Annotated in this window: 7 protein-coding genes; 6 read left to right on the forward strand and 1 reads right to left on the reverse strand. The window is 46.6% G+C overall.

Annotated features, from left to right (window positions below):
• Nucleotides 1-31: 31 nt before the first annotated feature.
• The gene (locus tag BT_RS19180; RefSeq protein WP_008762738.1) at nt 32-1,390 is read left to right on the forward strand and encodes an MATE family efflux transporter; all 1,359 of its coding nucleotides are present in this window, start codon (nt 32-34) and stop codon (nt 1,388-1,390) included.
• A 19-nt stretch (nt 1,391-1,409) separates the two neighbouring features.
• The gene (locus BT_RS19185; protein WP_011108984.1) at nt 1,410-3,767 is read left to right on the forward strand and encodes an ATP-binding response regulator; all 2,358 of its coding nucleotides are present in this window, start codon (nt 1,410-1,412) and stop codon (nt 3,765-3,767) included.
• Here the strand turns inward: BT_RS19185 and BT_RS19190 are convergent.
• Nucleotides 3,759-3,917 (reverse strand): hypothetical protein, encoded by a 159-nt coding sequence (locus BT_RS19190; protein WP_155727930.1) that lies wholly within the window; start codon nt 3,915-3,917, stop codon nt 3,759-3,761. The two genes, BT_RS19185 and BT_RS19190, sit on opposite strands and share 9 nt — an antisense overlap.
• 176 nt (nt 3,918-4,093) lie before the next feature.
• On the opposite strand from BT_RS19190, the gene BT_RS19195 reads away from it, so the two are divergent.
• The 4 genes from BT_RS19195 (at nt 4,094) to BT_RS19210 (ending at nt 14,110) form a co-directional block, all read left to right on the forward strand.
• The gene (locus BT_RS19195; RefSeq protein WP_162303127.1) at nt 4,094-8,602 is read left to right on the forward strand and encodes a translocation/assembly module TamB domain-containing protein; all 4,509 of its coding nucleotides are present in this window, start codon (nt 4,094-4,096) and stop codon (nt 8,600-8,602) included.
• Nucleotides 8,603-8,604: 2 nt separating this feature from the next.
• Nucleotides 8,605-10,971, forward strand: coding sequence for a BamA/TamA family outer membrane protein (locus BT_RS19200; RefSeq protein WP_008766928.1), 2,367 nt, complete (start codon nt 8,605-8,607; stop codon nt 10,969-10,971).
• Nucleotides 10,972-11,099: 128 nt separating this feature from the next.
• Nucleotides 11,100-12,011 carry a nucleotidyltransferase family protein gene (locus tag BT_RS19205; protein ID WP_008762743.1) on the forward strand — a complete coding sequence of 304 codons (912 nt, stop codon included), beginning with the start codon at nt 11,100-11,102 and terminating at the stop codon, nt 12,009-12,011.
• 143 nt (nt 12,012-12,154) lie between these two features.
• Nucleotides 12,155-14,110, forward strand: a complete 1,956-nt coding sequence (locus tag BT_RS19210) for an ABC-F family ATP-binding cassette domain-containing protein (RefSeq protein WP_011108986.1) — start codon at nt 12,155-12,157, stop codon at nt 14,108-14,110.
• Nucleotides 14,111-14,115: the final 5 nt, after the last annotated feature.

Raw genomic sequence — 14,115 nt, forward strand, 5'->3', positions numbered from 1 at the left:
CCGGAATATGCGATTAACTACGGAAAAATAAATGAGAAATATCTATAGTATATATAAGGAGCATTACAAAGCACTGATTTCTCTCGGATTGCCCATTGTAATCGGGCAAATAGGAGTTATTGTGCTGGGGTTTGCCGATACGTTGATGATCGGTCATCATAGTACGATAGAACTGGGTGCTGCTTCCTTCGTCAATAATGTATTCAATCTGGTGATTATTTTCAGTACAGGCTTCTCGTACGGGCTGACTCCTATCGTGGGAGGTTTGTATGGAACTCATCAGTATGCTTCGGCGGGGCAGGCGTTGCGTAACAGCCTGCTGGCAAATTTGTTGGTGGCATTCTTGCTTACCATCGGTATGACTGTCCTTTATTTTAATGTGGGAAATCTGGGACAGCCGGAAGAACTTATTCCCCTGATAAAACCTTATTATCTGGTTCTGCTGGCTTCGCTCGTCTTTGTGATGCTGTTCAATGGCTTCAAGCAGTTTACGGATGGAATTACGGATACTAAGACCGCTATGTGGATATTGCTCGGCGGAAATGTGCTGAATATTATCGGCAATTATATCCTGATATACGGAAAGCTGGGCTTGCCGGAAATGGGCTTGCTGGGAGCAGGTATCAGTACGCTGTTCTCGCGTATCATGATGGTAGTCGTATTTATCATAGTCTTTATGCGGAGTCCGCGTTTTCTTCGTTTTAAGCTCGGCTTCTATCGTCTGGGATGGTCGAAGGCTATATTCGGACGATTGAATTCGCTGGGTTGGCCGATTGCTTTTCAGATGGGAATGGAGACAGCTTCGTTCAGTCTGAGTGCGGTGATGATTGGCTGGCTGGGTACCATTGCGCTGGCTTCTCATCAGGTCATGCTGGCTATTTCTCAGTTTACGTTTATGATGTATTACGGGATGGGAGCAGCTGTGGCTGTCCGTGTGAGTAACTTTAACGGGCAGGGCGATATACTCAATGTACGTCGTTCGGCTTATGCCGGTTTTCATTTGATGATGGCGTTGGGTGTTGTGCTTTCTTCCATCGTATTCCTCTGCCGCAATTATCTGGGAGGTTGGTTTACCGATAGTACCGAAGTGGCGGCTATGGTAACTTCGCTTATCCTTCCGTTCCTTGTATATCAGTTTGGAGATGGATTGCAGATAACCTTTGCCAATGCCTTGCGTGGAATCTCAGATGTAAAACTGATGATGCTGATTGCCTTCATTGCTTATTTCCTTATTTCGCTTCCGGTCGGCTATTTTTGCGGATTCGTGTTGGAGTGGGGGATCATAGGTGTCTGGATGGCATTTCCTTTTGGGTTGACCAGTGCCGGTCTGATGTTATGGTGGCGTTTCCATCACAAGACGAAACTACCGCCTTCCATTCAAAATTCATAATTTAAAATCTTAATTGCCTATGGCTTCCTTTCGCTCCACCAAACTGAAAATAACCATCGGCTATATATTGCTGCTGGCGATTCTTCTTTTTTCTCTGGTGTTTGTGCATCAGGAGATGGAGACGCTGTCGGCTGCGGACGATCAGCAGAATCTGCGGACAGACAGTCTGCTGAGTCTTCTCCATGAGAAAGATCAGAATACCCTTCAGATGCTGCGGGTGCTGAGCGAGGCGAATGATAGCTTGCTTTCCGCCTCGGAGATTGAAGAAATCATATCAGAACAGCAGGACTCGGTGATTACTCAGCAACGGGTACAACACCGGGTTATTACCAAACGCGATTCTCTGATCACTACCCCGAAGAAGAAAGGCTTCTTCAAACGATTGGGGGAAGTGTTCGCGCCTTCTAAGAAAGATACTGCCGTGCTGGTCAATACTTCTCTGGAAATTGCCACCGATACGATATTGGAACCTGTCAAGTCGGCGGACTCCCTTCAGCATAAGATTCGCATGGCTACCGAAGAGAAACGGTTGCAGCGGAGGCGAACGATCCGGCGTACCAGTACGAGGTATCAGCGGATGAATACACAGCTGACCGCAAGAATGGATAGTCTGATAAAAGGATACGAGGAGGAAATGTCTGCGCGTGCCCGTCAAGATGCGGAACTTCAGCAAGAGGTGCGGATGCGTTCGGCTAATATCATTGCCGGAATTGCCATTGGTGCCGTATTCTTATCCGCCTTTTTCCTGATCTTAATTATGCGGGATATTACTCGTAGCAACCGTTATCGGCGTCAGCTCGAAGAAGCGAATAAGCGGGCGGAAGACTTGCTTGTTGCCCGTGAGAAACTGATGCTTGCCATTACCCATGACTTTAAGGCGCCATTAGGCTCGATAATGGGATATACGGAACTCTTGTCCCGCCTGACCGAAGATGAACGGCAGCGATTCTATCTGGACAACATGAAAAGTTCTTCAGAGCATTTACTGAAGTTAGTAAGCGATTTGCTTGATTTCCACCGTCTTGACCTCAATAAAGCGGAAGTGAACCGGATTGTTTTTAATCCTGCTCAGCTGTTTGAAGAAATCCGTGTTTGCTTTGAACCTCTGACGGCGGCTAAAGGCTTGGTCTTGCAATGTCATATCGCTCCGGAATTGTCGGAGAAATATATCAGTGATCCTTTACGTATTCAGCAGATAGTGAATAATCTCTTGTCCAATGCGGTGAAATTCACTCAGCAGGGCAAGATCACATTAACTGTTGGTTATAACGCTTCGAAGCTGACAATAGCGGTTGCGGATACCGGCAAAGGGATGGCATCGGAAGATCGGGAACGCATCTTCCAGGAATTTACCCGCCTCCCCGGTGCGCAGGGAGAAGAAGGATTCGGACTGGGATTGTCCATTGTGCATAAGCTGGTTCTTCTGCTTGAAGGTACGATCGATGTACAAAGCACGTTAGGAAAAGGAAGTTGCTTTACTGTCGTGTTGCCACTCTTTCCGGTGGGCAAGTCAATAGTGGAAAATAAACCTTGCGGGAGCAGAATTAAGAAACCATCGAAAGATACGGATGTTTCTCCGGAAGAGACAGATGCCGTACCGGCCATGAAGGTGATCCGTGTGCTTCTGATTGATGATGATAAGATTCAGCTGAACCTGACTGCTGCCATGCTGAAACAGCACAACATCGATGCTGTTTGCTGCGAGCAGTTGGAAGAACTGATAGAGCAACTGCGCTCTTCGACGTTTGATGTACTGCTGACCGATATACAGATGCCTGCTATCAACGGTTTTGATCTGGTCAAATTATTGCGTGCCTCTAACATTCCGCAAGCCCGCAATATTCCTGTTATTGCTGTCACGGCACGTAGCGAAATGGATGAGAAGGCTTTGCATGAACATGGCTTTGCCGGATGCCTGCACAAACCTTTTACGGTGAAAGAATTGCTGGTAACTCTGAATGAAGGACAAATGTCAGCTGATGAGGCGCATATAACACATGATATGCAATTGATTGCAGATGCGCTGCCTGAAGATACTTTATTCAACTTTTCTGCACTGACTGCCTTCTCGGAAGATGATCCGGAAGCGGCGTGTTCTATTATCCGGACTTTTATCGAAGAGACCGGCAAGAATGCCGACCGGATGCAACAGGCATTAACTGACAGGGAGGTGGATGGAATAGCCGCTATGGCTCATAAACTCCTTCCGCTTTTCACCTTGATCGGAGCTTCTGAGTCTGTTGCTTCATTAAGATGGCTGGAGTCTTGCCGGGGGGAAGAATTCTCCGAAGAAATAGAAAAGACTACGTTGGAGACTTTGGAGGCGGTGCGTAAAGTTGTTCGTGCTGCTGAGGAGTATAGTTTCGGTTTACATTAAATCTCTCTCGGCAGCTCCTTTGGAACAGCCTATATAGTGCCATGCTTGTGCCACCCTGTTGGCACAGTTGTGCCAAAGGCATGTCACAGTCGTGCCACTGCGGTGGCACAAGCGTGCCAACGTAGTGGCACGGGCATAAGCTCGTAGCATAGTGAGAAGGTGCTGCCTTGACAAATATCTCACCTTCCGAATGAACGGAATGAACGGGATGAAATTGCGCTAAATGCAACCATAACCTCCGGCTTTTTCACATTTTAGCTTTTGGACAAACCTTTTTTCAAAGTAATTTGTTTACTTTGTATCACTTTTACACTGACACATCCTGCATGAAACGAAAATGGATAAGACGGGTGGGCTGGATATTGCTTACTCCTATAATACTTTTTGTAATACTGATGGTATTACTTTATATACCTCCTGTTCAGAATCTTTTGCGACGGGAGGTTACTGCGTATGCTTCTAAAGCAACCGGAATGCAGATTCAGGTGGAACGGATAGACCTTCGTTTTCCGCTTAATCTGCTGGTACGAGGGGTGGAGGTCATACAGCAGCCGGATACCTTATTGTCTTTGGAAAGCCTGAATGTCCGCGTACAGGCATGGCCATTGCTCAAAGGAAAAGTAGAAGTTGACGAGGTTACCTTAAGTCAGGTGGCGGTCAATTCTGCCAATCTGATAGAGGGGATGCAGATAAAAGGCGTTTTGGGACGCTTCTTTCTGCAAAGTCATGGAGTCGATTTATCGAACGAAACGGCAGTTGTCAATCGGACAGAGTTATCCGATACTCATATACAACTTCTGATGACTGATACCACGACCACTCCCAAAGATACGACGGCATCTGCTCCTGTGAACTGGAAGGTGAACCTTCATCAACTGAAGTTGAAGAATGTATCATTCGGTATGAAACTGCCTGCCGACTCCATGAAGATGGCGGCATACATAGGCGAAGCGACCATTGATGACGCCAAAGCGGATTTAAAGAACCAGTTTTATGGATTGAAGCAATTCCTTTTGTCGGGTGCCTCTGCCAGTTATGACACTGGAGAGGCCCAACCGTCGGAAGGTTTTGACGCCTCTCATATGGCAGTCCGGAATATCCGCATCGGATTGGACTCTCTGCTCTACGAAGGCAGAAATATGAACGCTGTGATTCGTGAAATAACGATGGAAGAGCGTTCGGGACTGAGTATTACTTCACTGACAGGGCGGCTCTTTTCGAATGATTCTATCATCCGCATTCCTGAACTGAAACTGCAAACCCCACATTCAGAAATAGACCTGTCCGCCCAGACTTATTGGGAACTCGTAAATATCCCGACGACAGGACGTTTATCCGCCAGCTTTAACGCACATATAGGCAAAGAGGACGTGATGCTTTTTGCCGGCGGACTGCCTCAAACGTTTAAAGAAGCATATCCGTTCCGTCCGTTAGTGATTCGTGCCGGTACGGATGGAAATCTGAAAGAGATGCAGATTTCGCGCTTCACGGTAGACTTGCCGGGAGCTTTCTCGCTAAAGGGGGGAGGAATCCTTGAAAACCTGACGGACAGTCTGACTCGTTCGGGAACTATTGGGCTGGATATGGTTACCCGGAATCTGAACTTCCTGACAGGATTGACTGGAGTCACACCCGATGGCTCTTTAGTAATTCCCGACAGTATGAGTCTCAAGATGAAGATGGAGATGAACGGCCCGCAGTATAAAGCAAAACTCGATCTGAAAGAAGGCAAGGGCAGCATGAATGTAAATGCTGCATTAAACAGTTCGACAGAAGTTTATACGGCCGATCTGAAAATAAACGATCTGCAACTGCATCATTTTCTCCCGAAAGACTCGATTTATGAACTATCTCTTTCGGCAGATGCCAAGGGCAGGGGACTGGATGTCATGTCCTTTCATTCTTTAGCCAATCTGAATCTTTCTTTGGACCAGCTTCATTACGCCCGCTATCATCTTTCGAATGTTCATTTGACGGGAAATCTTAAAGGAGCTTTGGCAACGGCTCAGCTTACGAGTGACAATGAACTTTTGAAAATGACGGCGGATGCAGAATATAATTTAGCTCATAGCTATCCAGACGGTAAAGTGACAGTTGACGTTACTCAGCTTGATTTGTACGAACTGGGACTTATGCCCAAGCCGATGAAGCGTCCGTTGGCATTCAATTTAAGCGGAGAGGCACGGCAGAATCGTGTTTTCACTCATTTCACCGCCGGTGATATGAAACTGAATCTGAGTGCCCGTGCCGGTGTATATCCTCTGATTCGTCAGTCTACCCATTTTGTAGATGTGTTGATGAAGCAGGTGGATGAAAAACTCTTGGATCATGCTGCTTTGCGTGAAGCATTGCCGTCGGCTATTTTCTCTTTTTCGGCAGGAAAGGAGAATCCGTTGGCATACTATATGGCAATGAAGAATATATCGTTCCATGATGCTTCCATGAAATTCGGCACTGCTCCCGATTGGGGAATCAACGGCAAAGCAGCCATCCATGCTTTGAAAGTGGATACCTTGCAACTGGATACGGTCTTTTTCACCGTCAAACAGGATACTACCCGTATGAATCTCCGTGCCGGAGTAATCAACGGACCGAAGAATCCCCAGTTTTCCTTCTCCACTATTCTGACAGGCGAGATTCGCGACCGCGATGCCGAGCTGCTGGCAGAATATAAGAACGAAAAGGGGAAAACCGGTGTGTTGCTTGGAGTCAATGCCCGTCCGCTGGTTGGAGGACGTGGAAAAGGGGATGGACTGGCTTTTACACTGATTCCGGAAGAACCGATTATTGCGTTCCGTAAATTCCACTTCAACGAAGATCATAACTGGATTTATCTGCATAAGAATATGCGCGTGTATGCCAATGTGGATATGTGGGATGATGAAGGTATGGGCTTCCGTGTGCATTCGGTACAGGGAGATACGGTTTCTTTGCAGAATATCGATGTCGAAATCCGGAGAATCCGCTTGGATGAAATAACGAGCGTACTGCCTTACTTCCCCGAAATCACCGGATTGTTCTCGGCAGAAGCACACTACATACAGACCGAAAAGGACCTTCAGCTCTCTGCGGAAGCATCCATTGATGAACTGACTTATGAACGCCAGCGCATTGGTGATATTACTTTGGGGGCTACATGGCTGCCGGGCGAACAGGGAAAACAATACCTCAACGCTTATCTGAATCATGATAAGGTAGAAGTGCTGATAGCAGATGGCAAGCTGCTCCCTACCTCGACGGGAAAGGATAGCCTGGAAGTAAATACGACGTTGGAACACTTCCCGCTTCGTATTGCCAACGCCTTTATTCCCGACGAGCTGGTTACGCTTGCCGGTGATATGGACGGTGACCTGAATATAACAGGCAGTACCGAGCAGCCATTGATAAACGGTGAACTGATACTGGACAGCGTATCTGTCCTGTCACGCCAGTATGGTGCTAACTTCCTGTTTGATAACCGCCCTGTGCAGTTGAAGAACAATCGTCTGATATTTGATAAGTTCGCCATTTACACCACGGGAAAGAATCCGTTTACGATCGACGGTTATGTCGATTTCCGTGATATGTCCCGACCGATGGCGAGTCTGAATCTGCTGGCGGAAAACTATACCTTGTTGAATGCGAAGCGTACTCGCGAAAGCCTTGTCTACGGAAAAGTCTTTGCGGACTTGCGGGCAACCATAAAAGGCCCGTTGGACGGGTTGAATATGCGTGGAAACCTGAATTTGCTGGGCAATACGGATGTCTCGTATGTACTGACCGATTCACCGCTGACCGTGCAGGATCGTCTGGGAAGTCTGGTGACATTTACTTCATTCAGTGATACCACCACAGTTGTCCGTCAGGAAGTGCCTACCGTATCTTTAGGTGGATTGGATATGCTGATGATGGTTCATATCGACCCTTCAGTCAGGGTGAAAGTGGACTTGGACGCCAGTGACAATCGTATCGAACTGGAAGGAGGTGGCGATCTTTCGATGAAATACACTCCGCAGGGAGACCTGACATTGACCGGACGTTACACACTGAGCGGTGGACTGATGAAGTATTCTCTGCCTATCATTGCAGTCAAGGAATTTGCCATCGATAACGGCAGCTATGTAGATTGGACCGGAAACCCGATGGACCCCATGCTGAACTTCAAGGCAACTGACCGTATCCGTGCTTCCGTATCCGAAGGAGAGAACGGAGGAACGAGAATGGTTAACTTTGACGTTTCCATTGTCGTAAAGAACCGGTTGGACAACCTGTCTTTTGCTTTCGACGTAGCGGCCCCGGAAGATGCGACCATACAGAATGAACTGACAGCAATGGGAGCGGAAGAACGTGGAAAACAGGCACTTTATATCATGTTGATGAAAACCTATCTCGGCACCGGACCGATCGGCGGTGGAGGCGGCGGACTTGGCAAGTTGAATATGGGTTCTGCCCTGAACTCCGTACTGAGCAGTCAGATAAATTCACTGATGGGTAACCTGAAGAATGCCAGCGTCTCTGTGGGTGTCGAAGATCATGACGCCTCGGATACCGGCGGCAAGCGTACGGATTACAGTTTCCGTTATTCGCAGCGCCTCTTCAATAACCGCTTCCAGATTGTAATCGGTGGTAAGGTATCGACGGGCGAAAATGCGACGAATGATGCCGAATCCTTCATTGACAACATCTCTTTGGAATATCGTCTGGACCGTACGGGAACCCGTTATGTCCGTTTGTTCTACGATAAGAACTATGAGAGTGTACTCGAAGGGGAGATTACGGAAACCGGAGTCGGTCTGGTACTTCGCAAGAAACTGGATAAGCTCAGTGAACTGTTCATCTTTAAGAAAAAGAAGTAAGAATGAAAGATATACGTATTAACATATTAGCAGGCTGTCTTATAGGTATAGTGTTGTTTTCGGCGTGTTCGGTGACGAAACATCTGCCCGAAGATGAAATACTCTATACCGGAGGAAAAACGGTGATAGTCAATAAATCATCGACACGGGTTGGTGAAACTGCTTTGACGGAAATCAATGCAGCGCTTGCCAAAACTCCCAGTACTACTCTGTTGGGAGGTTTTCTGCCTATTCCTTTTAAAATGTGGATGTATAACGACTTCGTGAAATACAAGAAAGGATTCGGTAAGTGGATGTTTAACCGCTTTGCCGCCAATCCGCCCGTATTTATTTCTACTGTCAATCCCGAAGTACGTGTCAAGGTAGCCACTAACCTGCTCCGTGATTACGGATATTTCAATGGAAAGGTGACTTACGAGACTTTGGTCGATAAGAAAGATAGTCTGAAAGCAAGTCTGCTCTATACGGTAGATATGAAGAACCCTTATTTCATTGATACAGTGTATTATCAGCGTTTCACTCCCCAGACTCTGAAGATCATGGAACGCGGACGTCGTATGTCTTACATCACCCCCGGCGAACAGTTTAATGTGGTGGATTTGGATGAAGAACGTTCCCGTATCAGTACCCTTTTGCGTAATCGGGGATATTTCTACTTCCGTCCGGACTATATGACCTATCAGGCAGATACAACCTTGGTTCCCGGCGGACATATCAGTCTTCGTCTGATTCCTCTTCCGGGATTACCGGCTGCCGCTCAACGTTCTTACTATGTAGGAGATGCTTCGGTCTATCTCTTCGGAAAGAATGGCGAGGCACCTAATGACAGTATCTTGTACAAGAATCTGAATATTCACTATTATGATAAACTGCAGGTCCGTCCGAATATGCTCTATCGATGGATGAACTATCAGCAGTTTGTACGGAGCAAACAGATGAGGGCTTCCAACCGTACCCGTCTTTATAGCCAGTACCGGCAGGAGCAGGTGCAGGAGAAATTGAGTCAGCTCGGTATATTCAGCTATATGGATATGCAATATGCTCCCCGAGATACGACAGCGGCTTGTGATACACTGGATGTCACTATGCAGGCTACATTTGCCAAACCGTTGGATGCAGAACTGGAACTGAATGTAGTAACGAAGAGTAATGACCAGACCGGTCCCGGTGCATCTTTCGGTGTCACTCGTAACAATGTATTCGGAGGTGGTGAAAGCTGGAACGTAAAACTGAAAGGCTCTTATGAGTGGCAGACCGGAGGCGGTGAGAAGAGCTCACTGATGAACAGTTGGGAAATGGGGCTTTCTACCTCTCTGACTTTTCCGAGAGTCGTGTTCCCGCATCTGGGTAAACGGGAGTTTGACTTCCCGGCCACGACGACCTTTCGTCTGTATATCAACCAGCTGAACCGGGCAAAGTATTATAAACTGCTGTCCTTTGGCGGCAATGCTACATACGATTTCCAGCCCTCCCGTACCAGCCGGCATAGTATTACTCCTTTTAAACTGACATTTAATGTCTTGCAGCATCAGTCTGAGGATTTTAAAGAGATAGCTGAAGCTAATCCTGCATTGTATGTCAGTCTTAGGAACCAGTTTATTCCGGCGATGGAATATACGTATACGTATGACAATGCTTCGGGTCGTCGGATAAAGAACCCTATCTGGTGGCAGTCTACCGTCACTTCGGCGGGTAATATCACTTCCCTTATTTACCGTGCTTTTGGCAAGCCGTTCAATGAAGAGGATAAGAGTTTGCTGGGGGCTCCGTTTGCACAGTTTGTGAAGTTGAATACAGAGTTGCGTCATTTGTGGAACATAGATAAGAATAATGCGATAGCCAGCCGCATGGCAGTAGGTGCACTGTTTACTTATGGCAATGCTACGATAGCTCCCTATAGTGAACAATTTTATGTAGGTGGTGCCAATAGTATCCGTGCTTTTACAGTGCGCAGTGTCGGTCCGGGCGGTTATCATCCGGAAGAGGGAAAATATTCCTACCTGGATCAGACAGGAACCTTCCGCTTTGAGGCGAATGTGGAATATCGTTTCCGTATTTTCAAGAGCTTTTGGGGAGCTACCTTTCTGGATGCAGGAAATGTGTGGTTGTTGCGCAAAGACAGAAAGCTTTTGGCTGATGGAAAAGAAGCACGTCCCAATTCACAACTGCGTCTGAAGACTTTCCCTAAACAAATAGCTTTGGGAACGGGTGTCGGTATCCGTTATGACATGGATATTCTCGTATTCCGTCTCGACTTCGGTATTCCTCTGCATCTGCCTTATGATACGGAACGTAGCGGCTATTATAATGTAACCGGAGCTTTCTTCAAGAATCTGGGAATACATTTTGCTATCGGTTACCCGTTCTAATGAATGATTTTTGTACGATTTTAGTGAATAATGATTGATATTTGTCCTGTTGGATTCAACTATTTTTGTAAATTTGCAACGAAATCTGATGCCATTGACATCACTAACCTTTTAATATTACACAATTTATGAAACCAACTTTATTCTTATTGGCTGCTGGTATGGGTAGCCGTTATGGAGGCTTGAAGCAATTGGACGGACTGGGTCCTAACGGCGAAACTATTATGGATTACTCTATCTATGATGCTATCAACGCAGGATTTGGTAAGCTTGTATTTGTAATCCGCAAAGATTTTGAACAGGATTTCCGCGAAAAGATTATTTCTAAATACGAAGGCCACATTCCTTGCGAACTGGTATTCCAGTCTATTGATGATCTTCCGGAAGGATTCACTTGTCCGGCAGACCGTACAAAACCATGGGGTACAAATCATGCGGTAATGATGGGAGCTGATGTGATTAGTGAACCGTTTGCGGTAATCAACTGCGATGACTTCTATGGTCGTGACTCGTTCCAGGTAATGGGCAAATTCCTGTCTGCTCTTCCCGAAAATTCCAAGAATGTTTATTCAATGGTAGGTTTCCGTGTGGGAAATACGTTGAGCGAGAGCGGTACGGTATCTCGTGGTATCTGCAGTACAGATGCTAACAACTTGCTGACTTCCGTAGTGGAACGTACGAAGATTCAACGTCTGGACGGCGAAGTAAAATACATCGATGATAACGGTGAATGGACAGCTACTCCTGATACGACTCCGGTAAGTATGAACTTCTGGGGCTTTACTCCCGACTACTTTGCTTACAGTGAAGAGTTCTTCAAGACTTTCCTGAGCGATCCGAAGAACATGGAGAACCTGAAGAGCGAATTCTTTATCCCGCTGATGGTGGATAAATTGATTAACGACGGAACTGCAACTGTAGAAGTTCTGGATACTACCAGCAAATGGTTTGGTGTAACTTATCCGGAAGACCGTCAGAGCGTAGTGGATAAGATTCAGGCATTGGTAGATGCCGGTGAATACCCTGCTAAATTGTTCTAAAGAAAAGCTTTTGATAAAGACCAGGAAGCAGTCATTCATGAGAATGACTGCTTTTTTTGTCTTTCATAACGGATAATACTGCCCTTTATCCAATAATTATTCATTATCTTTGCAATCCAAAATCTTATAAATCAGAGACAGACGTGATTTCAGTAGAAGGATTATCAGTAGAATTTAATGCGACACCGCTCTTTGCGGATGTCAGCTATGTTATCAATAAAAAAGACCGCATCGCTTTGGTCGGCAAGAATGGTGCGGGCAAATCGACTATGTTGAAAATATTGGCAGGTCTGCAAAACCCGACCCGTGGAGTGGTAGCCGTCCCTAAAGATGTAACAATCGGCTATCTGCCGCAAGTCATGATCCTTTCGGATGTCCGCACGGTGATGGAGGAAGCAGAACTCGCTTTCGAGCATATTTTCGAACTTCAGGCAAACCTTGAACGGATGAATCAGCAGCTTGCCGACCGCACCGACTATGAATCCGAAGAATACCACCAGTTAATAGACCGCTTCACACACGAAAACGACCGCTTCCTGATGATGGGAGGAACCAATTTTCAGGCGGAAATAGAACGTACCCTGTTGGGATTGGGCTTTAGCAGGGAAGACTTTAACCGTTCGACTTCCGAATTCTCCGGCGGCTGGCGTATGCGTATCGAACTAGCGAAGCTCTTGCTCCGTCGTCCGGATGTGCTGCTCCTTGATGAGCCGACTAACCATCTGGATATCGAGAGTATACAATGGCTGGAGAACTTTCTGTCTACCCGTGCCAATGCTGTTGTGCTGGTCAGCCACGACCGTGCTTTCCTTAATAATGTAACTACCCGTACGATCGAGATTACCTGCGGTCAGATTTATGACTATAAAGTGAAGTACGATGAGTTTGTCGTATTACGTAAAGAACGTCGTGAGCAGCAGCTCCGTGCCTATGAGAATCAGCAGAAGCAGATACAGGATACGGAAGACTTTATCGAACGTTTCCGCTATAAGGCAACCAAAGCCGTACAGGTGCAGAGTCGTATCAAACAACTGGAAAAGATAGACCGTATCGAGGTCGATGAGGAAGACAACTCTTCCCTCCGTCTGAAATTTCCTCCTGCCAGCCGCAGCGGGAATTATCCGGTTATCTGTGAAGACGTACGCAAGGCATACGGACAGCACGTTGTTTTCCATGATGTGAATCTGACGATCAACAGAGGAGAAAAAGTCGCATTTGTCGGAAAGAACGGAGAAGGTAAATCTACGTTAGTGAAATGTATCATGGGCGAGATTGATTTTGATGGTAAACTGACGATCGGGCATAACGTGCAGATCGGTTACTTTGCACAGAATCAGGCGCAGATGCTGGATGAAAACATGACGGTATTTGATACGATCGACCGTGTGGCGACAGGAGATATCCGGTTGAAGATACGTGACATTTTGGGTGCATTCATGTTTGGCGGAGAGGCTTCGGATAAAAAAGTGAAAGTACTTTCCGGTGGAGAGCGTACTCGTCTGGCTATGATTAAGTTGCTGCTGGAACCGGTGAACTTCCTGATTTTGGACGAACCTACCAATCATTTGGATATGCGTTCCAAAGATGTACTGAAAGAAGCTATCCGCGAATTTGACGGAACAGTGATACTTGTCAGCCACGACCGTGATTTTTTGGACGGACTTGCGACTAAAGTATATGAGTTCGGTGGTGGAACAGTGAAAGAACATCTTGGCGGTATCTACGATTTCCTGCAAAAGAAGAAGATCGACAGCCTGAATGAACTTCAGAAAGGAGTTTCTCTCTCTACTTCTCCTACCGCATCTGCCAAAGGAAACGAAGCGGATACAGAGCAACCTTCGGAGAACAGACTCTCGTATGAAGCGCAGAAGGAACTCAATAAGAAGATAAAGAAGTTGGAACGCCAGGTGGCGGACTGTGAGGCTTCGATTGAAGAAACGGAATCGGCAATCGCCATTCTGGAAGCAAAAATGGCAACCCCGGAAGGAGCATCGGATATGCAACTGTATGAACGGCATCAGAAGCTGAAACAGCAATTGGATACCACCGTTGAAGAGTGGGAACGGGTTTCGATGGAACTGGAAGAAGTGAAAAACTAATTTAT

Origin of the sequence: Bacteroides thetaiotaomicron VPI-5482 (assembly GCF_000011065.1) — a bacterium.
Classification (GTDB): domain Bacteria; phylum Bacteroidota; class Bacteroidia; order Bacteroidales; family Bacteroidaceae; genus Bacteroides; species Bacteroides thetaiotaomicron.

Excerpts from the sequence above, each read along its gene's own strand:
- BT_RS19180 (WP_008762738.1), top strand. The coding sequence starts at position 32 with ATGAGAAATATCTATAGTATATATAAGGAGCATTACAAAGCACTGATT.
- BT_RS19185 (WP_011108984.1), top strand. The coding sequence starts at position 1,410 with ATGGCTTCCTTTCGCTCCACCAAACTGAAAATAACCATCGGCTATATA.
- BT_RS19190 (WP_155727930.1), bottom strand. The coding sequence starts at position 3,917 with ATGCTACGAGCTTATGCCCGTGCCACTACGTTGGCACGCTTGTGCCAC.
- BT_RS19195 (WP_162303127.1), top strand. The coding sequence starts at position 4,094 with ATGAAACGAAAATGGATAAGACGGGTGGGCTGGATATTGCTTACTCCT.
- BT_RS19200 (WP_008766928.1), top strand. The coding sequence starts at position 8,605 with ATGAAAGATATACGTATTAACATATTAGCAGGCTGTCTTATAGGTATA.
- BT_RS19205 (WP_008762743.1), top strand. The coding sequence starts at position 11,100 with ATGAAACCAACTTTATTCTTATTGGCTGCTGGTATGGGTAGCCGTTAT.